Origin of the sequence: Nitrosophilus labii, from assembly GCF_014466985.1 — a bacterium.
GTDB lineage: Bacteria > Campylobacterota > Campylobacteria > Campylobacterales > Nitratiruptoraceae > Nitrosophilus_A > Nitrosophilus_A labii.
This window is the reverse complement of sequence record NZ_AP022826.1, coordinates 1,761,828-1,784,546: the sequence shown is the minus strand read 5'-3', so window position 1 is coordinate 1,784,546 and position 22,719 is coordinate 1,761,828. Positions and strand designations below refer to the sequence as shown.

Sequence of the window (22,719 nt, the reverse complement as noted above, 5' to 3'; positions counted from 1 at the left end):
ATTGGCTCGGTTTATTGATTGCTGTAAAACTTAAATTTTAAATTTTGGGATATTAGAAAATTTAAGATGGATCTATTCGTAAAATCTCACAAACTCATTTAGTGGTATCCTATTTGTTCTAAAGCTGTTTATTGGAGCCTCTTTATCTTCATATCCTAGTGCAATACCGCAAAGCAAAATTTTATCTTTGTCAATATTTAGTTCCTCTTTTACTATGGATGGATATTCTGCCAAAGAAGCCATTGGACAGCTGCCGAGTCCCAATTGTGTTGCTGTAAGCATAATTGATTGTAAAAACATTCCGTAATCTAAAAATGAGCCTTTTTCCAAAAAGGAATCCATAAAAAAATATAAAACTACCGGAGCTCCAAACGCTCTATAGTTTTCTTTCCACTGCTCTTTTTGTTTGGCTTTATCCTCTTTTTTTATACCTAAAGCACCGTATAGCAAAAATCCAACCTCTTTTCTTCTACTTTTTTAGGGTTCTCTCCACTCACGAGGATAGTATTGATAATCCATATTCTCTTTTTGGTTACTCTCAAATTTTTCAATCACTCTTTTTTCAATCTGCTGTTTCTTTTTACCACTAACTATACATACCATCCACGGCTGCATATTAACACCGGATGGAGCATATTTGGCATTTTCTAAAATCTGCTCAATTTTCTCTTTTTCCACAGGCTTATCTAAAAAAGCTCTTACAGATTTTCTTTTTCTAAGAGATTCAATAACAGTCATCGCTTCTTTCCATATCAAATTATGACAATATCTTAGGAAGTGTTATGCCCGTTTGTTTTTGATATTTGCCTCTTTTATCTTTATAGCTTACGCTGCACTCTTCATCCCCCTCAAAAAACAGAACCTGGGCTATGCCTTCGTTTGCGTATATTTTGGCTGGAAGTGGAGTAGTGTTTGATATCTCTATTGTAATATGCCCTTCAAATTCTGGCTCAAACGGTGTAACATTTACTATAATTCCGCATCTTGCATAAGTACTTTTTCCTAAACATATTGCCAAAACGTTTCTAGGGATTCTAAAATATTCTACAGTCCTAGCAAGTGCAAAAGAGTTAGGTGGAACTATACACACATCTCCTTTGAAATCAACCACATTTCTCTCGTCAAAATGTTTCGGATCTACAACTTCTGCGTTTACGTTGGTAAATATCTTAAACTCATCACTTACTCTTATATCGTATCCATAGCTACTAAGACCGTAGCTTACGACCCCTTTTCCTATTTGCTCTTCGCAAAAAGGTTCTATCATTTTTTCTTTTAACGATTTTTCTCTTATCCATTTATCAGATTTTAACCCCATTAAAAGCCTTTTATAGGTAAATTAATCTTTATAAAATTTATGATATTATAGCACATTAAATATTATAGGAATTGGGAATTTGGAGTTTGGAAATAGTGTTTTTTTCTAAATTCCCAATTCCAAGTTCCTAATTCCAAATAGCAAGGATTAAGTATGGATTTTAAAGAGATAAAAGAGCTTATTAAAATATTTGATAAAAGTGGACTTAGTAAACTTAAAATAAAAGATGAAGATTTTGAGATAGCATTACAAAAAGGTTTTGATACTCAAACCACGCCAGCTCAGCCTCAGACTCAAGTTGTTCAGCCTCAGATAGCTCCGGCTAATGCAATTTCAACAGAAACTAAAGAAGAGAAAATAGAGAGTGAAAAGAAAAAAGGTGAGTATATAACATCCCCTATGGTTGGAACATTTTATAAAGCCCCAAGTCCAGATAGTCCTCCATTTGTAAAAGTGGGTGACGTTGTTTCAAAAGGCCAGACGATAGGAATAATTGAAGCTATGAAGATTTTCAATGAGATAGAGGCGGAGTATGATTGTAAAATTTTGGAGATCTTAGTAGAAGATGGTCAGCCTGTAGAGTATGATATGCCACTATTTTTGGTAGAGAGGCTGTAGATGGAAAAAATAAACAAGATACTTATAGCAAACAGAGGTGAAATAGCCTTAAGAGCCATTAGAACCATCAAAGAGATGGGTAAAGAGGCTATCGCTGTATATTCTAGTGCCGATAAGGATGCTCACTATCTAAATCTTGCCGATGCAGCTATCTGTATAGGTTCTGAGAAGAGTTCAGATAGTTATCTAAATATACCTGCAATCATTAGTGCGGCCGAGATAAGTGAATGCGATGCAGTTTTTCCAGGTTATGGATTTTTAAGTGAAAATCAACAGTTTGTAGAGATCTGCAACCTTCACAATATAAAATTTATCGGTCCCTCTTTGGATGTTATGGTTATGATGAGTGATAAATCGAAAGCTAAAGAGGTGATGAGAGAGGCAGGAGTCCCAGTGATTCCCGGCAGCGAAGGGGCTATAAAAGATGTTGAAGATGCAAAACAGAGGGCTAAAGAGATAGGGTATCCCGTGATATTAAAAGCGGCCGCAGGCGGTGGCGGAAAAGGGATGAGGGTTGTAGAGGACGAGAGTTATATTGAAAACGCTTTTTTAGCCGCTGAATCAGAAGCGATAAGCGCTTTTGGAGATGGTACCATCTATATGGAAAAATTTATAAAAAGTCCTAGGCATATAGAAGTTCAGATACTAGCCGACTCTTATGGAAACGTTGTTCACTTGGGCGAGAGAGACTGTTCTTTACAAAGAAGACACCAAAAGATGTTAGAAGAGTCTCCCGCTATACTTCTTGATGATGAAACAAGAGAGAAACTTTTAGATACTGCCGTAAAAGCTGCTAAATATATAAAATATGAAGGAGCAGGAACAATAGAGTTTTTGGTAGATAGCGATAAAAACTTCTACTTTATGGAGATGAACACAAGGCTTCAGGTAGAACACCCAGTTAGCGAAATGGTAAGCGGAATAGACATAATAGAGTGGATGATAAGAGTAGCCGAAGGAGAAAAACTCTTTTCTCAAGATGAGGTTGAACTAAAAGGCCATGCAATAGAGTGTAGAATCAATGCGGAAGACCCGCAAAAATTTATCCCGAGTCCAGGAAAGATAAAAACTTGGATACAGCCTGGCGGTAAAGATGTTAGAATGGATACTCACGTATATGCGGGGTATATAGTTCCGCCATATTACGACTCTATGATTGCCAAACTGATAGTTTGGGGAGAAAATAGAGAAAAAGCTATAGCCAAAATGAAAAGGGCGTTGGAAGAGTTTGAGGTTACGGGCATAAAAACTACTATAGATTTTCATAAAAAGATGATGGAAAATCCCGATTTTATATCTAATAACTACGATACAAAATATATAGATGAGAAATTTTTAAAGTAGATAATAAGAGGTGAGTAATAAGCGAGAAGTTATAACTTCTCGCTTGTGATCTACTTACCTGCTAGCCTAATTTTAGTGTAACTCTTCGTTTAATTTAACTTCTTTGTTGCTTCTAAATACTTTCATCTGTCCCGTAGTGCTATCTTGTCTAAAGTGCAACCCATTTAAGCCCGATAATTCTCTTCCTTTGAAGAACTCTTTGTACTCAACATTCCACTCTGGATTGGCTTCTTTGATTTTATCAAAATCTTTTTGGCTCATGTAAAATTTAGTTCCTTCCAAAACCGCGATACCTGCATCTACAATACATCCATCACCTAAAGGAATCCCTGTTACCGAGTTTGCACCAAGAAGGCAGTTTTCTCCAATGCTGATAGGATTTCCGCTAGTCCCGCTAAGTACTCCTAAAATACTGGCTCCTCCGCCTATATCGCTACCTTTCCCAACAACTGCACTAGAGCTGATTCTACCTTCGACCATAACCGGTCCCAAAGTTCCCGCATTGAAGTTAATATAACTAGCGCCCGGCATCACGGTTGTTCCAGCTGCTAGTTGAGCTCCAAACCTAACTTTAGAGCTATCTAAGATTCTAGTGTTGTCAGCAGGGATGATGTGCTGCAAAAATCTAGGAAATTTATCAACACTGTCTATTACGGGATATTCGCCTGAAAGTTTGAGTTCAAGCTCGTTTTCTCTTAACCATTCAAGTTCAATTGGCGTATTTCCGCTCCAGGCTACATTTTTGAGTATTCCGAATGCTCCATTTAGATTTACACCTCTTAAAGGAGCTTTTCCTAAAGAGAGGGCATAAAGTTTTAGATATACACTCTCAACACTTTTTGGTGCGTCATCTTCAAACAAAAAAACGATTTTGTAACTATCACACTCAACATCGATAACAGTATCTAAATATTTGATTATTTGAACATTTTTGTGCGCATCTGCTTTAGCTTCTGTGAGATAAGGAGCAAAAGCGTTTAGACAGTTATCTACGAACTCTCTTGTTATATCAAAAACTGCTTCACTACAATTTTTATCAAACTCTAGATTGCACTCATAAAGCGCTTTTAAATAAACCGCTGCGCTTCCGAAGTTTTCTTTCCAGTTTACTAGGGGAAAAGTAGCTTGAAGGATAGTGTCTCTGTTTTTTTGTCCTCTATCTACCCTACATATACCAAAACCTAAAGGCTCTTTGTATATATCGCTCTTTTTTATCTCTTCTACAAATTTTGCAAAATCCTCTCTGTTTCCAATTGTAGCTATCATAAATCTCCTTTTTATAGTAATGCGTGATACGTAATGCGTGATAGGTAAATATCTTTAATAAAAAGCGCATCACGTGTCACACATCATGGAAGTCTTAAAACTTTTATTTTTGCATTAACTTTCAGTTTTGCTAGATAATCTTTTATAGCCTCTTTTTTTCTCTCCTCCATTATTTTGGCTAAAACAGCATTTTTTACATTTTCAAATTCCATAGGAGTTACGTCTATCTTTTTTTTCACATACATAAGCAAAAATTTATCCCCCAAAGGGATGATAGGAGTGAAAGAGGCTTCTTTGGTGTCTTGAAGCAGAAATGCAAGTTTAGGATTGATTTTGGATATGTCTACTCTCTCTTCACCTATTTGTACTCCAGGAATCGAAGCCATAGGATTTTTTATAACTGCGTTAAGAGCCGCTTGGCTGTTTGATATATATTTAACTACTTCGACAAATTTCGGAACAGAAAACTCTTTTATATGCTTTTTATAATATTCTAAAAGTTCACTTTCATCAGGCTGAGAGATTTTTGTAGAGGCGATTTTTTGGTAAAGTTTCTTTTTTAAAAGCTGTTTTTTGAAATTTGTTTCATACTCTTCCCAGTTGATTCCTTTTTGCTTAATTAGCTCTTTTAGTTCGTTGAGAGTTAATCCGCGATTTTTTGCGAATTTTTCCAATGCATCTTCAAGTTCGAACTCATCTACGCTAATTCCTAATCTTTTTATTTCAGACTCTTCAAGTTTTTGTTCTATTAAAAGCTCTGTGGCCTCTTTTTTGCTTATATTTAGAATTTTTGAAGTATTTAATATCTCAAGCATAGTTATGGGTTCGTTGTTAACTATGATGGCTATAGCGTCAATTAAACCAGCAAATATATAACCCGTGAATGTAAATATTAAAAATAGTTTTTTCATAAATTCCCTTATATTGGTTACTTAAGTACTCATTTAACGAGGATCATTTTACCAGCTTTTAACTAAGATTTCATTAAAATATAGATAATTAAATATTTTTATCAAAGGATTTAGATGGTTGTTACAAGATTTGCTCCTAGTCCTACCGGATATTTGCATATAGGGGGACTTAGAACCGCTCTTTTTAACTGGCTTTGGGCTAGAAAAAATGGAGGCAAATTTATATTAAGAATTGAAGATACCGATCTTAGTAGAAATTCCCAAGAGGCTACTAGAGCTATTTTAGAAAGCTTTGATTGGGTTGGTCTAGATTATGACGGAGAAGTGGCTTATCAATCAAAAAGATTTGATATCTATAAAAGATATATCCAAAAACTTCTGGATGAGGGGAAAGCCTATTACTGCTATATGAGCAAAGAGGAGTTAGATGCTCTAAGAGAAGAGCAGCAAAAAAGGGGAGAGAGACCAAGATATGATAGAAGATACAGAGATTTTAAAGGAACTCCTCCTAAAGGAGTGGATCCTGTTGTAAGGATAAAGGCTCCCCTTCAAGGAGATATCATTTTTGAAGATGGAATAAAAGGTACTATAGTTATCAGGGCTGAAGAGTTGGATGATTTTATAATAGCAAGAAGCGACGGAACACCTACATACAACTTTGTTGTGGCTATAGATGACGCTTTGATGGGAATAACCGATGTTATAAGAGGAGACGATCATCTATACAACACTCCAAAGCAGTTTATAGTTTATGAGGCGTTAGGATTTAAGGTGCCTAAATTTTACCATGTGCCTATGATTTTAAACGAACAGGGTAAGAAGCTTTCAAAAAGAGACGGAGCTATGGATGTGATGGAGTATAAAAGGATGGGATATCTTCCTGAAGCTCTTCTGAACTTTTTAGTGAGACTTGGTTGGAGTCATGGGGATCAAGAGATTTTTACGATTGAAGAGATGAAAGAACTTTTCGATCCTAAAGATATAAACAAGTCCGCTTCAGCATACAATCTAAGTAAACTAGAATGGTTAAACGCGCACTACATCAAAAACTCTTCCAATGAAAGATTGCTAAATCTTTTAAAAGATTTTAATATCTATCTTGAGAGTCATGATAAAAAAGAGATTTTGCTTGACGCTTTGAAAGAGAGAGCCAAAACTATAAAAGAGATGGCTGAACTTGCAAAAGAGATTTTAGAAGAACCGCAAAATTATGATGAAAAAGCTCTCAAGAAGGCTTTAAAAGGGGAGTGGAGAGAGATTTTAACTCTATTTTTGGAAAAACTAAAGATTAATGAGCCTCATCTTCCTGTTGATTATCATAAAATCATAGAGGATGTAGTGAAAGAAAAAGAGATAGGTTTTGGCAAAATAGGACAGCCTCTTAGAGTTGCTCTTCTTGGAAAACTTTCGGGTCCTGGACTTGATGAGGTTATGGCGATTATAGGTAAAGAGGAGAGTATAAAAAGAGTAGAGAAATTTCTAAGGAAATTTGAGTGATAAAAGATTTAAAGCAAAAAGCTTTAAAATATCAGGGAGTGAAAGAGCAGGTAAATTTCAAATATGCATTACTAAGCCTTTCAGTACTTAAGATGCTCTATTTTGCGTTTATTCCAGAGTTTACAGATGGTAATGAGATAGTTTTGATTGATTAAAAAGAATCGTATCAATATAGAGAGTTTTAATAGACAAAAAAGAGATTGCATATCTTAAAAATATATCTATAATTGTATTAACGAATATAAAAAGATTCTTTTAAAAAGATTTAGATAATAGAGATAACCGATGAATTTACTATATGGGAAAGGGCGGTAAGATTGTGGTTTTTCCTAGTGCAGAACTCGTTTACCTCCCTTAAGACGTTTTGCGAATCTTTATATTCGTTTTTCAAGAAGTTTTCAAAGCGTTCCTCAATATCTTCATCCGCTCTTGTAAACTTTAAAATCTTTTGAGCTAGCTTCGTAACGAAAAACTCTATAAGTTGCTCTAACTCTTTTTTAACCTTATATTCGTTCTCAAAAAGAGGCCTATAACTGTCTAACGCGTTTAATATTTCGTTTATTTTAAATCTATCGATTATGAGAAAAAATAGTTTAGCCACGCTAGAAAAATCTAAAGGTGTTTCTTGTTTTATATATATAGCCGCTGCGGTAAATTTGAGATAATCCAGCAACGAATAGAATGCGTTAATCTTTTCGTTCGACGTAATCTCTTTTGTTTTTAGTTTGATTTGAGCCTTTTTGAGAAGTTCGCTTAACTCCTGTTTATAACTAAGTATAAAGAGAGGATCGGTTTTTGTATCTTTTTTTATCATCCAGTTAACACTAAAGCTGATCGTCTCTTCCAGGGCAAAAAGAAGTTGATATTGTTGTTTGGCGGGCAAAGTAAAATCGCTTCTATAGATTTCATATCTTATATCGTTTGCGTTTAATAGTCTATTTATAATCAAGTAGGACTCTATCTTTTTAATAAATCCGCTATCACCTAGCGATTCGTAGTCCACTATAAAACTGCATCCGGTGTTATTTATGATTTTATTTGCTATGACAGTGGCCGCAATCTCTCTTTTTAAGGGGTGGGAATCTACCTCTTTTTCATAGAGTGAGACTAAAGTTTTTGGAAAATATTTATACAGATAGTGTTGAACAAAAGGAGTATCCAAAAAAGAGCTTTTTAAAAGTATCTGTTTTACAAATATTTTGGAGTAGGAGAGTAATATCCCCAATACTGGGCGTACGATAGTCTTCTCTTTTGTGAGAATTGTTTCGAAATCTGAAGGTTTGGGTATATGGAAATCTCTCCTTTTAAAGATTTTAATACTATTTTCCAAAATTTCTACGCTTTTGATAAATTTGCCGAGATTTTTTGAGGAGCGAATCTCATCTAAGGTGATTGCAAGCGATTGAAGATAGTTGTTCCAAAATACTGAATTTAAAACTTTATCCGTAAGATTTTTGAGAGTTTGAATCCTCTCCTCTTCGTTTATGATATTTTTATGTTTTAAAGAGTTTAGAACGATTTTAATATTTACTTCGTGATCGGAAGTATCTACACCGGCCGAGTTGTCGATGCTGTCAAGATTTATCTTTCCGCCGTCTCGTGCGTATTCTATCCTAGCTTTTTGCGTAAATCCTAGATTGCCTCCTTCGCATACTGCAAAACATTTTAGATCGCTTGCGTTTATTCTAACTCCCTCGTTTTCTTTATCGCTAAGATATATATTTATCTCTTCGCTAGATTTAACGTAAGTTCCTACTCCTCCGTTATATAATAAATCTACTTTTAATGTTAAGATTTTTTTAGCCAGCTCTTCCCCGCTAAGGGTACTTCTTTTTGTTTTTAATAGTTTTTGGATTTGAGGAGAAAGCTTTATGCTCTTTTCGTTTCTTTTAAATACTCCGCCGCCTTTGCTTATTTTGTTTTTGTCATATTCGCTCCAATGAGCACCTTTTTTAAAGAGTCTTAGTCTCTCTTCATAGGCAATTTTTGGATCGGGGTTTGGATCGATAAATATTTCGTTATGACTAACGGCACCTAGCAGTAAAATATTGGGATTAATAAGCATAGCGTTACCAAATACGTCGCCTCTCATAGAACCTATACCTACGACGGTTATCTGATCTTTATATATATCGATGCCTTTTTCGATAAAAAATCTAGAAACACTTTTCCAGGCTCCTTTTGCGGTAACTCCCAGCTCTTTATGGCTATAGCCCGTGCTTCCGCCGCTCGCAAAAGCGTCGTAGAGCCAAAAATCTCTTTTTATGGCTATTTCGTTTGCTACGTCGCTCATTGAGGCGGTTCCTTTATCGGCAGCCACAACGAAGTAAAAATCCTCTTTGTCGTATGCTACGATATTTCTGTTTTTTACAACCTTTTCTTTTACTTTGTTATCTATCAAATCTAAGAGTGCGTCGATAAAAAGAGAGTAGTATTTTTTAAATTCTTCGTAACTCAACTCTTTTTTATCTTTATATATAACAAATCCCCCCTTTGCTCCAGAAGGTACGATAATGGCGTTTTTGGCCTCTTGTGTACTCATAAGAGATTTGATCTCTTCTCTAAAGTCCTCATATCTGTCACTCCATCTAAGCCCCCCTCGACTTATATTTGACATTCTAAGATGTACTCCGTTGAACCGGTCGTGATAGACGAAAATTTCTATAGATGGTTGAATTCCTAAAAGATACTCTTCTAAAGATTTCGTATCTATTTTTATACTAATGGTCTCTTTATGCAAAAAATAGTTGGTTCTCAGGGAACAATCGATGATTTTATATAAAATTCTTATAATTTTATCTTCATTGATATTTGCTATCTTTTTTAAAAGAGTCTCTATCTCTCTTTTTTTCTCTTCTAACTCTCTTTTTCTGTTTTTTCTTGTAGGTTCAAATTTGACTTTAAAAAAATCGATAAGCGCTTTTATTATGTGGTGATGTTTTAAAAAAGTTTTTGTTATTGTAACCTCGTTAAACTCTAAAACTATCTGGTTTTCATAAGTAACAAGCGCTCTTAAAAGTCTTATCTCATCGATGCCTAGATTCTCTTTTAAAGTCAATGAGTATAGTTTACATCTAGATAATATCTCATTATTTAGAGCTTTTTCGATTACATCTTTAATGTTTTCTTTTGAAGTTTTAAGTCTATTTATATCATCAATATCCAAAAGAAATCTAATAACAGCTATCTGCTCTTTTTCTATAGATAGGTTATAGGTAATCTCCTCTACGACTTTAAAACCTATATCTTGTAAAATAGGGATGATTTCTGATAAAACAAGTGTCTCTTTAGAAAAAATTTTTAAAAAAGTATTTCCATTTTTTTCGTAAAAAGTTACGGTAAACCTCTTTTTTCCCAGTTCTTTTAGCGTACTTTTTGATATTTTAAGGTCTTCGGATGAGAACATCTTTTTGCAAGTATTTAAAAGTTTTTCTTGCATGTCTCTACCTTTATTTGTGGTTTTGGTTTGGAAAGATAAAAACCTTGTGCATAATCTATGTGGAGTTCTTTGATCTTTTTAAGTACCTCTTTCGAATGCACAAACTCGGCAACGGTTTTTATGTTTGCCTCTTTTGCGAAATTTTTAATAGTCTTTACAATCAATTCGGCGTGAAAATTTTTATCTATATCTTTTATTAATGAACCGTCGATTTTGATATAGTCGATATTGAGATTTAAAATATGTTCATAATTGGAAAAACCGCTGCCAAAATCATCTAGAGCTATTTTTGCACCCATATTTTTTACCACCGATACGAACTCTCTTACCATATTATAATCTGTTATGGCGGCACTTTCCAATATCTCGAAAGTTACGTTTTGTGAAATATAAGGATAAGTGCCAAACAGATTTCCTAAAAATTTTAAAATATTTGGGTTGGAGATATCTTCCATAGAGATGTTGAGGGAAAATTGACAATTTTTATCTTTAAAGTACTCAAAACTTTTTTCAAAAATAGTTTTTGTTAATCCTTCATACAATTTAGTCTCTTTGGCTATTTGCAAGTAAGTAGAGATTGATTCTACCTTACTTTTGTTTTTTAATCTTGCCAAAACCTCAAATTTTACTATGTCGTTTGAGTAGGGATTAAAGATAGGCTGAAAGTATGGAAAAACATTATCGGTTTCAAGTGCCTCTTTCAATATTTTAGCTCTATTAATATTTTCTTCTATTTTTTTATAGAATCCAAGATTCGAGTTGTATAGAAAAAATGATCTTCTTATATCTTTTTTTACATATTTTAGCGCCATATCGGCGGTCTCTATAAGGGGTTTTTGGAGTGTGATTCCGATACTAACGGATAGATGTATATCTACATTGTTATATGTTATAGTATGGGTTTTAAAGTAATCTACGATATCTTTTGCTATTTTTTCAATATCCAAACTATCTTTTTCCATCAAAATTCCAAAATCATCTCCACCTATTCTGTAAAATTTTGCTCTTGAGTCTTTTGGAACGATGTTTTTGAGAGTTTTTGCTACGTATCTTAAGATAAAATCTCCCGCATTTATACCGTAAAAATCGTTAAAATGTTTAAACCTATCGATATTGACTATAAAAAAGACGGGGTATTGAAACTTTTTTTTGTCGCTATCTAATACCCTTCTATTGAGAAGTCCAGTTAACGGATCTACTCTTGCCATTTTTTCAAGTTTTCTTTGTACTCTTTTTAGCAGGACGTTCTCTTTGTCTATAATATACATCAAATAGAGTATAGCTATAATGGAAGCAATGTAAAATATTATTAAAATATTGTATAAAATGGTTAAAAATCTAAGCTCCTTATTGGCGGAGATTATAAACTCTTCCAGAGTTTTTTGGAGTTTCTCTTTAGATTTGTTATGTAAAATTTCATTTAGATATTTTGTATAGATTGGGAAATTGTTAATAAAAACTTGTAGGTGAGAGAGAAGGACGGAGTGGAAATTTTTTAAGTTCTTTTCATCAAAACGGAATTTTTTCAATTTTTCATAGTTTACTCTAATCTCTTCTACGAAATCTTTATCGAAACTGTTTTTTGCCAAAAAAATCGAGGATATCGTTTTGATTACCAACTTTTTATAACTATCAAATTTGGATTTTTTATTTTCATCTAAGATATCAGGAATTTTGCTGATTAACGTAGATAGGTACATAGTTGAGTTTTTAATTGTTGAGTTTATACTTTCAAAATCATGTATAATTTCAATTTTTTTATTGAGGCTTTTTTTATATTCTATCAATTTTTTGTAAACGGAAGAGTGATCCTTTTTTAAATGTCCGTTTTTTTCAATATTTTTGAATATATTTTCTATATTTTTTTGAGTAACAACAATAGAGTCGAAATTTTTATAAAGAAAAAGTGAGTTTTCCAAAATCTCATAATCTAAGATTGCCTCTTGTATCTGTAGATCGTAAAGGGCATTTAGTACGCGATTGTTTTGGATAAAATAAGTTTTCGTAAAATTTTCAAAAACTATTAAAAGCAGGATTGCTAACGATCCGAATAAAGCTGCGATATATACTCTTTTATTTACTTTTGTCATTGAGTTTCTTTTAAAATTTTTGGTTTTTTACCGGTAAGTGTTTTTAAAAAAGAGATAATGGCTTCTTTTTCTTTTTCGTTTAAGGTAAATCCAAGGTTATGGTAGGCCATTTTATCAATCGCCTCTTCTAAAGATTTGACGCTTCCATCGTGAAAATATGGAGCGGTTAGGGCTATGTTTCTAAGAGAGGGAACTTTGTATCTGTATCTATCAAACTCTCTTTTGGTGATCTCAAATCTATCGCCGACTGGCTCTTTGTTATAAGGATTGATAGCGCCAATTTTTTGAAAAGAGTTTCCGCCTATATTTATACCGTTGTGGCAAGTTATACATCCAAGCTGTTTAAAAAGCAGATACCCCTTTTTTTCTAGGGACGAGAGTTTCACTTCTCCTTTTAGATATCGATCAAATTTTGAATCTGGTGTTATTAGAGCTTTTTCAAACTCTGCAATTGCATCTATGACCATCCAAAACTCTATCTTGTCGGTTTTATACACCTTTTTGAAAAGAGTTTTGTAAAAAGTGTTGGCATTTAATCTTTTTTCTATAAGTTTTTCGTTCATTGCCATTTCGTTGGAAGCGTGAATAGGGTATTTTGCTTGATCTTTTAGATCTTTTGCTCTTCCGTTCCAAAACTGTCTAAAGTTAAAATAGGAGTTATAGACCGTAGGGGCGTTTACTTTTCCCTTTTTTCCTTCTACTCCTATGGATACCGGTCTTGGGTCGGCACCTCCATGATTAAAATCGTGACAACTTGCGCAACTTATACTTTTGTCTTTGGAAAGAAGGGGATCGAAAAAAAGGTATTTTCCTAAAATTGCTTTCTCTTTATCATATTTTATATTTTTTGGTATCGGTGTAATTGGCTCTTTTGCAAGTAAAAAAAGAGATGAAAGTAAAAAGGCAAAAAAAGCTTTATTCATTGACAATCCTCTTAGAATTTTTCATATAGCTATGAGCCACTTGCAGATTAGTAAAAATCACCTATGATTTAAGCTAAATTAAATTTTAAAAAGCTAAGTCTGCCTTCACTATGTTATAATTTTTTACCACAAAAACCTAACAGAAGGAGACTTAGCTTATGGAAAATATTGTATCAAAAATATCTACAAACCTATCTAAAATGTGGAATAAAATCTTAAACCTTGAAAAGACACTATTTTCAGCGTTAAGAGAGGATTAAGATTAGAGGAGTTATCTCACAAAGAACAAAAGTTCATTAAAATATTAGATTTTGCTCAAATTGAGAAAAATATTACAGTTGTTTCTATCACCAATACTCCAAAAGATAGAATTGAAATTGCAAGAGTGTTTATAGCAAAGAGTGTTTATAATATTCAAACAACAAGAGATTTAATAGAGAGGCTCTATCGTGATAGAACTTTAAGAGTTATATGTGGGTGGAGATATAAAAGTGATATTCCAAGCGAATCAAAATTTAGTAGAGTTTTTAACCCGGATTATACAATAGAATTTGTTTCAGTAATGCTTTTGCTTGAGCTTTAGGGGCTTTTTAACAATTTTGAAGGTTTATCTATAAGGTGATAAGTCAAAAAATTTTTAATTGTCTATAAACGAAGTGTTAAATGCTAATGTGATAAAGTCTATCGCAAAATCCGGGATAAATTAGGACATCGCCCAATTATAGATATAAACCCTAAAAATTTAAAAGAACTAAAAGCAAAAATCAAATTACAAAAAGAAGAAATTAAGAAATTTGAGTTTTTAAATTTAGCACAATCATCTGATGAACACCATTATAATCAAAGAAGTATGGTTGAGAGAGTAAACAAGTATCTCAAAGATGACTTTGGATGTAAAACAATCTATTACAAAGGAGCTACAAAAGTAGCTTCTGTATTAGCATTTGGAATTTTATCTATCTGTATTCATCAGAGTTTGCAGCTTGTTACTTAAAATAGTCATAAAAAAGTAAAAAAGAGGACAATTTTAGCTATCAAACCATAAAAAGTGGAGTAAAAATGGGAATTTTTTAAGATTTTAGGGAGAATTGAGATAAAACATTGACTATATTGTCACATAGAGATTTTTTTAATCTCAAAAATTGCCAGGAAGATAAACTAGGCTGTTTGTGATGTTTGAATTTGCAAGTGGTTCTGTTATATTTTACCATTTTAATCTCTTTTTTGAGAGGCGTATAAATTTTTTTAAAGAGATAGAGGCTTTTTTATCTATTTCATAGCTTATTAAAGATAGATAATGAAGAATCTCTTTTTGAGTTAATCCGCTCCTTATTGCGTACCTTTTTAGTATATAGTTTGGGATTTTTATATGAGAGTTTAAAAATTTTTTTTCAATGTTTTTATAGAGTTTTGTGTTTTTTTTGTAACAAAGTCTTGCAAAAACAAATGGGAGTTTATATCTTTTGTACCACTCATAAGCTAAATCTACGCAATCTTTTCCCTCTTTGTATCTTTTTAAAGCCTTATCCCCTATTAAAATTTCCCCTTTTATTTCCAAAATTTTGGCTAAGATGTTTGAAGTGTTTGATTCTATATCCTCCTTTTCTTTACCAGGACAAACTATTACGCTCAAAATCTCCTTTTTAGCTACGATACCCAAGTTGGTACACTTTCTGTTTTTCGAGAATATACTCGATATAAAAGCCGCGTCAATTTTACCTTTTTTAAAATCCTTATTGATTTTTGAAGGTACTCCTTTTTTATGTTCCAATACGGCTCTATCAGAAGAATTTTTTAGCTCTCTTTTTAAAAATATATAAAACGGTAAAAGATTTATATAATCAATTTTTCCAAAAATCATGAGCGTATTATATCGTAAAAGTGAGATATAAATTTTATTTGATCAACGAAATTTTATAATGACTATTTTGATATAATACTCAAAATCCCATAATAGGAAAAGCTATGATAAGAGTAGAGTTTTTAGGTCCAATCGGTAAAGAGCCTATAGAGATAGAGGCTAAAAGCTTAAAAGAGGTGGCTCAAAAACTAAAAAGCGATAAAGAGATGTCAAAATGGCTTAGCGAGTGTGCCGTGGCAGTCAATGACAAACTAGTAGATACTTTAGAGGTGGAGCTTAAAGAGGGTGATAAGATATCTTTACTGCCACCTGTTTGCGGCGGATAAAGGATGTTTATGTTAGAGCTCTATAAAGGACCTTTGGACGTTGATAGCATCTTTTCTTCTTGGCAAAAATGGGGGAAAGATAAAAACTTCGGAGCTTTTATTACATTTGTAGGTACTGTTAGAGAAGAGGGAGGTATTGAAGCTTTGAGTTTTGATGTATATGAGCCTATTTTGACAAAATGGTTTGATGATTGGCAAGAAAGAGCTAACAAAAAGGGGGCGTATTTAAAAATGGCCCACTCTATAGGAGATGTTCCAGTTCATACATCTTCATATATGGCGGCAGTTTTTTCGCCTAAACGAAGAGTGGCATTAGAACTTATTGAGGATTTTGTAGAAGATTTTAAGGCTAGTGCGCCTATTTGGAAGTATGATATGATTAATGGCAAAAGAGTTTATGCTAGAGATAGAAGTCAAAAGATTAAAGGAAGCGGACTACTCGATATTTAAAGGATTTGGATGATAAGTTACGAAGAGTCGATGAAAATATTAAATAGTTTAGATTTTGAGCCTGAAGGAGCAGAAAAACTTTTTCTGACACAAACGTTGGGTAGAGTTTTAGCTCAGGATATTGTGGCTAAAGAGAACAATCCTGAGTTTCCTACATCTGCTATGGACGGGTATGCAATAAGATTTGAAGATCAAAAGATGAAGAGGCTAAAAATAGTTGCAAAAAATCCTGCTGGAAGCGAAGTAGAAGAGGAGGTAAAAGAGGGAGTTTGTATAAAAACATTTACAGGCTCTTTAATGCCTAAAGGTTCTGATACGCTTATACCTATAGAGAATGTGGAAGTAAAAGGCGACGAAATAGTTATAAAAAAACCTGTTACAAGAGGTTTTAGTGTTAGACCGATAGGAGAAAACTATAAAAAAGATGAGATTTTGATAAAAAAAGGCTCACTTATCTCTTTTGCAGAGATAGGTATTATGGGTAGCTTAAATATAGTTATGCCAAAAGTTTATCAAAAGCCTAAAGTTGCAATCCTTTCAACAGGAAGTGAAGTTTTAGAAATAGGCCAAGAGAGGCAAAATAGTGCTCAGATCAGAAGTTCTAACAGTTACACTCTTGAAGCTTTGGTAAGATTGCACGGAGCAGAGCCTGTTCAGTTAGGTGCCGTAAAAGATGACAAAGAGAGTATAACGAAAGCTTTAAAGGAGGCTTTAAATAGTGCCGATATGGTTGTAACTACAGGTGGTGTTAGCGTAGGGGATTATGATTATGTAAAAGATGTTATAAAAGAGGAGATCGGAGCCGAGGTTGCCTTTAAAGGTGTGATTATAAAACCTGGTCAGCACGTAATGGTTGCAAAAAAAGGTAATAAAGCTATTTTAGGACTTCCTGGATTTGCGTATTCGAGTACTGTAACATTTTTGATATACGCTCTTCCTATACTCTACAAGCTTAAGGGCACTCACTATGAGCAAAAGATAGTTAAAGCTACTTTGAAGGAAAATTTTAAAAAAAGAAGCAAAAAAACAGAATTTACTGTTTGCAATTTACGTTTGCAAGATGGTGAATATTTTGTTGATTTCAAAGGTAAAAGAGAAGGTACAAGCGCCATTTTGACGAATATGATAGGAGATGTAGGACTCATCATGACTTCTGAGCATGAAGGAGATAAAGAGGTTGGTGAAAAAGTAGATGTTTGGCTGATTAAATGAGTAGGGAGTGTGGAGTAAGGAGTGAAGCGGCCAATTCCCAATTCCAATGTTCATTTACGCTTTGCGAATCACGATTTACGAATCACGAAATGATGGATGAAGGTTAAGGGGAGAAGGATAAAAGAGTGTTAGTGTTGGTTGGGAGTTGATGGTTACTGGTTGCTGGTCGCTTTTAACCACTCAACCACTCAACTATTTTATCCCTAATCACTCGACACTCATCACTGATTACGAATTACGAAATAAAGGAGAATAAATGTTCAAAAAACTTTTATTTATTGCCGCACTGTTTGTTGGTTTAACTTATGCGGCTGATGTAAAAAGTTTTACTTTAAAAACAATGGAAGGAAAAGATATTCATATAGAGGTAAATGATAACGGGATAAAGGTCAAAGAGTATCCAAATAAGGTAATAATTTTAGATTTTTTTGGCAAAAATTGTCCTCCTTGCAAAGCTGAGATGCCTATTTTGGGTAAGATTCAAAAAAGATATAAAGATAAATTACAAATTATAGGTCTCCATGTTCAAGAGCCACTGGATATTAAAGATTATAGTATGATTAAAAATAGAGGCGTTAATTTTCCGGTTGCTGATTATATGAAGGGAAATCAAGATTTTGTTGAGTATATCTCTTCGCTAACCAGATGGCAAGGTCAGATCCCGTATATGCTCTTTTTTGATAGTAACGGTACTTATAAAGGTTATCATTTGGGTATGATGGATGAGACTGTTTTAGAAAGGATAATTGAGCAAAATTATAAGAGATAAATTTTTATATTAGTATATTAGTTTATTGGTATATTGGTATATTAGTTATTTGTCTTTCTTAATGGAATATCTATTTTTGCTAATACACCAATTACCAATATAACGACAACAGCTTTCAATCATTTTTTTAAAAACTCTTTTATATAATCTTCGTCAAGTTTTTCTTTATCGTATTTTACTACTATAATTTTTTCCGTCTCATTTACGTAAAAATCAGTAATTCCCTCTACTACTTTTAGGCCAGAAAGTTTTTCTTTGTCGAAATTTTCAAAATCCAAAAAGAGATTTGCTCTAACTCCTGGATTTCTCATACCTACTATCCAAAAAATCCAAATGATACATACCATCAAAACAAATATGGCTACGCCATTTTCATGGAAATATTGATACAACAGACCGCCTATGGCACCTCCAAGAAAGATTCCTACGTAGGCAAATGTATTTGCCACACCTAAAGCGGCACCTTTTTGGTGAACTTTTGCAAACTTTGAAACAAAACTTTGCAAAAGAGGCTCAAACATATTAAAACCTATGAAGAAAAATACTGCTCCTACAGCAAATAGTAAAAATGAGTTAGAATAGCCCATAAGTAAAAAGGAGAGCGCTATAAATATAATAGACGCTATGAAAACTTCTTTTCCTTTGTGATACTTTTCTCCTAAGATAGCAGCAGGAGCCATTGCAACTATACCGAAAATCACTGCGGGAAGATAGACTTTCCAGTAAGTTTCCGGTCCCATACCAAATTTCTGTTTCATTATTATTGGTATCAAAAAGAAGGCTATTGCCATTGTAGATGAATGGAAAAGAAAAGTTATATACATTCTAACTAAGTCTTTATCTTTGAAAACATGTTTTATTTTAGCCTCTTCTTCAGAGTAGTGATGAACTATTTTGGGAGGTTCGCCAACAGCGCTAAAGAGTATGGCTAAAGCAAGAATTGCCAAAACGGCTGTCAGCCAAAAAAGAGCCTTAACGCTGTATAGACCGCCTATAATAGGTCCTATAATCATAGCCGCGGCGAAACTAAGCGCTATTACCATACCCATAACCGCCATAGCGTGGGCCCTTTCATCCTCTCTTACATAATCTGCTATCATAGCCGTAACAACTGAGCCAATAGCACCGGCACCTTGCAAAAATCTACCCAATAGTAACATATAGATATTATCCGCTACGGCGCATATTACAGAACCAGCTGCAAACAACAAAAGTCCTATAAGTATACTCTTTTTCCTTCCTATCTTATCGCTTAAAACACCAAATGGAACTTGGAGTAAAGCTTGGGTAAAGGCGTATCCACCAACTGCAATGCCCGCTAAGAAGGCTGTCCCTCCTTTTAACTCAATAGCATACTGAGAAAGAACCGATAAAACTATAAATAATCCGAAAAATCTTAAAGCTACGATAAGACTTAAAGGAAGAACCTTTTTTACAATCTCTTTCAATTACTATCCTTTATGATAGAATTTCGTTGTTAAGTTAAGAAGTTAAAATGGTTAAAATTATTTAGTAGTTATAAATTTGGTCGAGCATTTATAAAGGTTAAATTTGTTGAATAGTTATATATTACTACTCAACAAATTAACAACTCGACTATTTCACTATTTTAACCAGTTGGCTATTTTAACAAATACCAATAAATAAAAGGCAAAAAAATGAAAGTTATTTTAGCTACTTCAAATAAGGGAAAGATTAAAGAGATTAAAAAGATTTTAGACTCGCAAGAGGTAGTTCCTTTCAAAGAGATTATAGGAGAGCTTGATATAGAAGAGAATGGTAAAACATTTAAAGAAAATGCCCTTATAAAAGCAAGAACGATTTATGAGAAGGTTAAAGATATCTATCCCGATGCCGTAGTGATCTCTGATGATAGTGGTATAACTGTACCAGCATTAGGCAATATACCTGGGATTTACAGTGCCCGATTTGCGGGTAAAAACGCTAGTGATAAAGATAATCTAAATAAGTTAATAAATGAGCTAAAATCTAAAAATATTAGAAAAACCCCAGCTTACTATACCGCTGCGATTGCTATAGTTTCAAAAGAGGGTGAATTTACAGTACATGGGTGGATGCATGGAGTAGTAATTGATGAAGCAAGAGGAGATAAGGGGTTTGGTTATGATCCTATGTTTATTCCCTCTGGTTACGATAAAACTTTGGGTGAATTGGATGATGAGATAAAAAAAGAGATATCTCACAGATCTAAAGCTTTAAAACTTGCGCAAAGAGTTTTAAAAGTTATAAAAAATAAGTAATATCCGAAGGGCTCTAAATAAAAAGAAGGAAATAAAATTGAAAGAGAAGTTTTTTAAGGATTTAAAAAGAGTTTACCAGCTTGTAGAGTTTGAGCAAAAGGAGCTTCAAAAATTTTATGATATTTTTAAACCTCACCGCTCATTGGTAGATACGAAACTTATAGATATTGAAATATTAGTAGATGAATTTTTAGTACTTTTGAATCTTCCTGTAAATGGCGAATCGAGACTTGCTGCTGTAAATAGGATAGTAAATCTAAGGGAAGATTCTCTTGTTCAAGTAATGAAAGAGGCCGGTTTTGGTGAAGAAGATATTATAAGAGCCAAAGAAGAGGCCTATCTTTGGATATCAAAATTTTATATAGAGAGGTTTGAGAGACTTATATCTAAAATAGAGGATGAAAATCTTTTAACTCCATTTTATAGAGAGATTTTAAAAGGTGCCCATCAAGTTGGGATTGCAATGAGTTCTTGGCAATCTTCCTGGACGGCGCAGATTATAAACGGTGTCAATAGAGAGCTTTACAGACTCTTTAACTCAGATGAGGAGAAGATATATAAACTTTTAAACGAGAAAAATCTTCTCGATCCAGGTATTAACGGAGAACCGGGAGATAGGTCCTATTCTGTTTTGAGAATAAAGGATGGAAAATTTGAATCGATTCCTTACTCTAAAGCTTTTGAAGAGGAGGTAAAAGAGGTTTGCAAAAAGCTTGAGTGTTTTATTTTGAATTTAAGAGGTTTGAAAGATGAAGTTTTCTTTCTAGAAAATGCATGGATCGCTTATTTTACTAAAATTAAAGAGGCACTGTTAGAAGATAAAATAGAAAATCTTATATCCAAATGGGCTGATGTGGATAGAGCATGGATGAAAATAACTTCGCCTATTCAGATAGGGCACCCTCTTGAGTATTATGAGGATCATTACAGAAAAGCTGTCGCTTTGGAATGGGATATTAGAATCGTAAATCCGGACTATCAAGATAATAGAACTAAAATAAAAATCGAGAAAGCTTTTAAAAATATATATCTTGATATTGGTAAAAACAGAGAGTCTATCTATGAAAACTCTATAAAAAATTTAAATAGAGTTCAGCTCTATATTGGAAGGCCGTTTAGCTGGTATGGTGCTGAGTTTAACGGACTTTTTAGTGCTCAAGTGGTTCCAAATGACGAAAAAGTATCTAAAGAGGAGGGTAAAAAGATATTTGCTTATGCTGATATGATACTTGAATTACAAAAATCTAAACCTCCTATGAAGATTACCAAAGAGGTTTTTGGAGCTAAACTTGTCAAAAAGTTCAGAAAAGTTTTAAAAATGCCTCAAATTTGGCATAAAGTTTACGATATAACCACTATCGGTCATGAATATGGTCATATTTTGTGGATGGATGAGAGTAGTGAATCGCTTATGAATAGATCCGGACAGTTTAAAAATGTTGAGGAGTTTAAAGCGACAGTAGGAGGACTTATAGCTTTTTTTATATTTGAAGAGGAGGAACTTTGGGAATATGTAATGGAAGATACTCTACAAAGAGTAGTTTCACTCATCTCTTGGATGGAGACTTCGGAGGTTTTGCCATATTATATAGAGGGACTTTTGCATCTAAAAGGACTTTTTGACTCAAAAGTTTTAAGATTCGATAAAAGACTTAATGTAGATATATCAAAAGATAGCTACGAAAGGCTAAAAGAGTGGTATATGAATGTTTATAAATGTCTAGTTGCTGATTATTATCTTGAGAAAAGTGATCCAAAAAAGTTTTTAGATAATTATGTTGAAAAAGTAGGAAAGCACTATCTTCCTAAAGATGAAAAGGTAAAAGAGTTTGTATTGTATTACTGGGAACTTTATAAGAAAATTGGAAGGATTATAGAAGAATAATTTAGTAAAACTATCTAATAAAACTTGACATAAATAGACTAAACTTGTTATAATTACAGCAAGAAAAAACTGAATAAGGAGGTGACTATGTTACCTATGATAGATCCTTTCAAAGAGCTAAGAGAGATAGAAAAGAGAATCTCTAGTATGTTAGATCTTGAAAGAGCAGCTGTTCCAGCGACAGCAAAGGAGACAGTATGGGCACCGGCAGTTAACGAAAAAGAGAATGATAAAGCTTATTATGTTGAAGTGGATCTTCCTGGAGTTAAAAAAGATGATATAAATGTTGAGGTTAAAGATAACATTTTGACAATATCTGGCGAAAGAAAATTCAAAAAAGAGGAGAAAGACGAAGGCTATATCAGAACAGAGAGTTTCTTTGGAAAATTTGAAAGAAGATTTACTCTTCCAAGTGACGCTGATGCCCAAAAAATTGAAGCTAAAGCTGAAGATGGAGTACTTTATATAACAATACCAAAAATCGAAGAGAAAGAAAATACTAAAAAGATCGAAATCAAGTAAAGGGCACTTGTCCTTTGCTTGATTTGC

Annotated in this window: 21 protein-coding genes and 1 pseudogene; 13 read left to right on the top strand and 9 right to left on the bottom strand. The window is 33.5% G+C overall.

Features of this window, described 5'->3' with window-relative positions; translation table 11 throughout:
* Nucleotides 1-72 precede the first annotated feature (72 nt).
* A pseudogene (locus NIL_RS11020) lies at nt 73-738 on the bottom strand (nitroreductase).
* 19 nt (nt 739-757) lie between these two features.
* Nucleotides 758-1,318: a dCTP deaminase gene (gene dcd / locus NIL_RS08980; protein ID WP_187647439.1), complete on the bottom strand. Its 561-nt coding sequence runs from the start codon at nt 1,316-1,318 to the stop codon at nt 758-760.
* A 153-nt stretch (nt 1,319-1,471) separates the two neighbouring features.
* On the opposite strand from dcd, the gene accB reads away from it, so the two are divergent.
* Together accB and NIL_RS08970 are read left to right on the top strand one after the other, a co-directional pair.
* Nucleotides 1,472-1,936 (top strand): acetyl-CoA carboxylase biotin carboxyl carrier protein, encoded by a 465-nt coding sequence (gene accB / locus NIL_RS08975; protein ID WP_187647438.1) that lies wholly within the window; start codon nt 1,472-1,474, stop codon nt 1,934-1,936.
* On the top strand, nt 1,937-3,280 hold the full coding sequence (locus NIL_RS08970; protein WP_187647437.1) for an acetyl-CoA carboxylase biotin carboxylase subunit: 1,344 nt from the start codon (nt 1,937-1,939) through the stop codon (nt 3,278-3,280). It abuts the gene before it with no gap.
* Between the two features lie 72 nt (nt 3,281-3,352).
* Here the strand turns inward: NIL_RS08970 and NIL_RS08965 are convergent, their stop codons facing one another.
* A complete protein-coding gene (locus NIL_RS08965; RefSeq protein WP_187647436.1) occupies nt 3,353-4,546 on the bottom strand; it encodes a tetrahydrodipicolinate N-succinyltransferase N-terminal domain-containing protein in 1,194 nt (397 codons plus the stop codon).
* A gap of 83 nt (nt 4,547-4,629) precedes the next feature.
* Nucleotides 4,630-5,457, bottom strand: a complete 828-nt coding sequence (locus tag NIL_RS08960) for a peptidylprolyl isomerase (RefSeq protein ID WP_187647435.1) — start codon at nt 5,455-5,457, stop codon at nt 4,630-4,632.
* Nucleotides 5,458-5,571: 114 nt separating this feature from the next.
* Between NIL_RS08960 and gltX the strand changes: the two genes are divergently transcribed.
* Together gltX and NIL_RS08950 are read left to right on the top strand one after the other, a co-directional pair.
* Nucleotides 5,572-6,954, top strand: coding sequence for a glutamate--tRNA ligase (gene gltX, locus NIL_RS08955; RefSeq protein ID WP_187647434.1), 1,383 nt, complete (start codon nt 5,572-5,574; stop codon nt 6,952-6,954).
* Nucleotides 6,951-7,109: a hypothetical protein gene (locus NIL_RS08950; protein ID WP_187647433.1), complete on the top strand. Its 159-nt coding sequence runs from the start codon at nt 6,951-6,953 to the stop codon at nt 7,107-7,109. Before gltX ends, NIL_RS08950 begins: the two co-directional genes overlap by 4 nt.
* 110 nt (nt 7,110-7,219) lie before the next feature.
* Here NIL_RS08950 and NIL_RS08945 read toward each other — a convergent pair whose 3' ends face one another.
* From NIL_RS08945 to NIL_RS08935, 3 genes are read right to left on the bottom strand one after another with little or no spacing between them, the layout of a single operon-like run.
* Nucleotides 7,220-10,393 carry an NAD-glutamate dehydrogenase domain-containing protein gene (locus NIL_RS08945; protein WP_187647432.1) on the bottom strand — a complete coding sequence of 1,058 codons (3,174 nt, stop codon included), beginning with the start codon at nt 10,391-10,393 and terminating at the stop codon, nt 7,220-7,222.
* A complete protein-coding gene (locus tag NIL_RS08940; RefSeq protein ID WP_187647431.1) occupies nt 10,375-12,483 on the bottom strand; it encodes an EAL domain-containing protein in 2,109 nt (702 codons plus the stop codon). Before NIL_RS08940 ends, NIL_RS08945 begins: the two co-directional genes overlap by 19 nt.
* Nucleotides 12,480-13,406 (bottom strand): cytochrome-c peroxidase, encoded by a 927-nt coding sequence (locus tag NIL_RS08935; RefSeq protein WP_187647430.1) that lies wholly within the window; start codon nt 13,404-13,406, stop codon nt 12,480-12,482. The genes NIL_RS08940 and NIL_RS08935 overlap by 4 nt, the downstream gene beginning before the upstream one ends.
* 235 nt (nt 13,407-13,641) lie before the next feature.
* Here NIL_RS08935 and NIL_RS11100 point away from each other — a divergent pair, with 235 nt between their 5' ends.
* Both NIL_RS11100 and NIL_RS08925 read left to right on the top strand, forming a co-directional pair.
* The gene (locus tag NIL_RS11100; RefSeq protein ID WP_306344630.1) at nt 13,642-13,989 is read left to right on the top strand and encodes a transposase; all 348 of its coding nucleotides are present in this window, start codon (nt 13,642-13,644) and stop codon (nt 13,987-13,989) included.
* A gap of 267 nt (nt 13,990-14,256) precedes the next feature.
* On the top strand, nt 14,257-14,400 hold the full coding sequence (locus NIL_RS08925) for a hypothetical protein (protein WP_187647221.1): 144 nt from the start codon (nt 14,257-14,259) through the stop codon (nt 14,398-14,400).
* Nucleotides 14,401-14,610: 210 nt separating this feature from the next.
* Here NIL_RS08925 and NIL_RS08920 read toward each other — a convergent pair whose 3' ends face one another.
* Nucleotides 14,611-15,267 carry an MqnA/MqnD/SBP family protein gene (locus tag NIL_RS08920; protein WP_187647429.1) on the bottom strand — a complete coding sequence of 219 codons (657 nt, stop codon included), beginning with the start codon at nt 15,265-15,267 and terminating at the stop codon, nt 14,611-14,613.
* 104 nt (nt 15,268-15,371) lie between these two features.
* On the opposite strand from NIL_RS08920, the gene NIL_RS08915 reads away from it, so the two are divergent.
* From NIL_RS08915 to NIL_RS08900, 4 genes are all read left to right on the top strand, one after another.
* Nucleotides 15,372-15,593: a MoaD/ThiS family protein gene (locus NIL_RS08915; RefSeq protein ID WP_187647428.1), complete on the top strand. Its 222-nt coding sequence runs from the start codon at nt 15,372-15,374 to the stop codon at nt 15,591-15,593.
* Between the two features lie 9 nt (nt 15,594-15,602).
* The gene (locus tag NIL_RS08910) at nt 15,603-16,043 is read left to right on the top strand and encodes a molybdopterin synthase catalytic subunit (RefSeq protein ID WP_187647427.1); all 441 of its coding nucleotides are present in this window, start codon (nt 15,603-15,605) and stop codon (nt 16,041-16,043) included.
* A 9-nt stretch (nt 16,044-16,052) separates the two neighbouring features.
* Nucleotides 16,053-17,255 carry a molybdopterin molybdotransferase MoeA gene (locus tag NIL_RS08905; RefSeq protein ID WP_187647426.1) on the top strand — a complete coding sequence of 401 codons (1,203 nt, stop codon included), beginning with the start codon at nt 16,053-16,055 and terminating at the stop codon, nt 17,253-17,255.
* Nucleotides 17,256-17,511: 256 nt separating this feature from the next.
* Entirely contained in the window at nt 17,512-18,024 is a 513-nt protein-coding gene (locus NIL_RS08900) for a TlpA family protein disulfide reductase (protein WP_187647425.1), read from the top strand.
* 119 nt (nt 18,025-18,143) lie between these two features.
* Here the strand turns inward: NIL_RS08900 and NIL_RS08895 are convergent, their stop codons facing one another.
* The gene (locus NIL_RS08895) at nt 18,144-19,472 is read right to left on the bottom strand and encodes an MFS transporter (protein WP_187647424.1); all 1,329 of its coding nucleotides are present in this window, start codon (nt 19,470-19,472) and stop codon (nt 18,144-18,146) included.
* A gap of 210 nt (nt 19,473-19,682) precedes the next feature.
* Here NIL_RS08895 and rdgB point away from each other — a divergent pair, with 210 nt between their 5' ends.
* The 3 genes from rdgB (at nt 19,683) to NIL_RS08880 (ending at nt 22,692) form a co-directional block, all read left to right on the top strand.
* Nucleotides 19,683-20,285, top strand: a complete 603-nt coding sequence (rdgB, locus tag NIL_RS08890) for an RdgB/HAM1 family non-canonical purine NTP pyrophosphatase (protein WP_187647423.1) — start codon at nt 19,683-19,685, stop codon at nt 20,283-20,285.
* A 37-nt stretch (nt 20,286-20,322) separates the two neighbouring features.
* Nucleotides 20,323-22,170 carry an invasion protein CiaB gene (gene ciaB / locus NIL_RS08885; protein WP_187647422.1) on the top strand — a complete coding sequence of 616 codons (1,848 nt, stop codon included), beginning with the start codon at nt 20,323-20,325 and terminating at the stop codon, nt 22,168-22,170.
* Nucleotides 22,171-22,257: 87 nt separating this feature from the next.
* Nucleotides 22,258-22,692, top strand: coding sequence for an Hsp20/alpha crystallin family protein (locus tag NIL_RS08880; protein ID WP_187647421.1), 435 nt, complete (start codon nt 22,258-22,260; stop codon nt 22,690-22,692).
* The last annotated feature ends 27 nt before the right edge of the window (nt 22,693-22,719 follow it).

What these genes read in the sequence shown, in the direction of transcription:
- dcd (WP_187647439.1), bottom strand. Translation starts at nt 1,318, where the DNA reads ATGGGGTTAAAATCTGATAAATGGATAAGAGAAAAATCGTTAAAAGAA.
- accB (WP_187647438.1), top strand. Translation starts at nt 1,472, where the DNA reads ATGGATTTTAAAGAGATAAAAGAGCTTATTAAAATATTTGATAAAAGT.
- NIL_RS08970 (WP_187647437.1), top strand. Translation starts at nt 1,937, where the DNA reads ATGGAAAAAATAAACAAGATACTTATAGCAAACAGAGGTGAAATAGCC.
- NIL_RS08965 (WP_187647436.1), bottom strand. Translation starts at nt 4,546, where the DNA reads ATGATAGCTACAATTGGAAACAGAGAGGATTTTGCAAAATTTGTAGAA.
- NIL_RS08960 (WP_187647435.1), bottom strand. Translation starts at nt 5,457, where the DNA reads ATGAAAAAACTATTTTTAATATTTACATTCACGGGTTATATATTTGCT.
- gltX (WP_187647434.1), top strand. Translation starts at nt 5,572, where the DNA reads ATGGTTGTTACAAGATTTGCTCCTAGTCCTACCGGATATTTGCATATA.
- NIL_RS08945 (WP_187647432.1), bottom strand. Translation starts at nt 10,393, where the DNA reads ATGCAAGAAAAACTTTTAAATACTTGCAAAAAGATGTTCTCATCCGAA.
- NIL_RS08940 (WP_187647431.1), bottom strand. Translation starts at nt 12,483, where the DNA reads ATGACAAAAGTAAATAAAAGAGTATATATCGCAGCTTTATTCGGATCG.
- NIL_RS08935 (WP_187647430.1), bottom strand. Translation starts at nt 13,406, where the DNA reads ATGAATAAAGCTTTTTTTGCCTTTTTACTTTCATCTCTTTTTTTACTT.
- NIL_RS08925 (WP_187647221.1), top strand. Translation starts at nt 14,257, where the DNA reads ATGGTTGAGAGAGTAAACAAGTATCTCAAAGATGACTTTGGATGTAAA.
- NIL_RS08920 (WP_187647429.1), bottom strand. Translation starts at nt 15,267, where the DNA reads ATGATTTTTGGAAAAATTGATTATATAAATCTTTTACCGTTTTATATA.
- NIL_RS08915 (WP_187647428.1), top strand. Translation starts at nt 15,372, where the DNA reads ATGATAAGAGTAGAGTTTTTAGGTCCAATCGGTAAAGAGCCTATAGAG.
- NIL_RS08910 (WP_187647427.1), top strand. Translation starts at nt 15,603, where the DNA reads ATGTTAGAGCTCTATAAAGGACCTTTGGACGTTGATAGCATCTTTTCT.
- NIL_RS08905 (WP_187647426.1), top strand. Translation starts at nt 16,053, where the DNA reads ATGATAAGTTACGAAGAGTCGATGAAAATATTAAATAGTTTAGATTTT.
- NIL_RS08900 (WP_187647425.1), top strand. Translation starts at nt 17,512, where the DNA reads ATGTTCAAAAAACTTTTATTTATTGCCGCACTGTTTGTTGGTTTAACT.
- rdgB (WP_187647423.1), top strand. Translation starts at nt 19,683, where the DNA reads ATGAAAGTTATTTTAGCTACTTCAAATAAGGGAAAGATTAAAGAGATT.
- NIL_RS08880 (WP_187647421.1), top strand. Translation starts at nt 22,258, where the DNA reads ATGTTACCTATGATAGATCCTTTCAAAGAGCTAAGAGAGATAGAAAAG.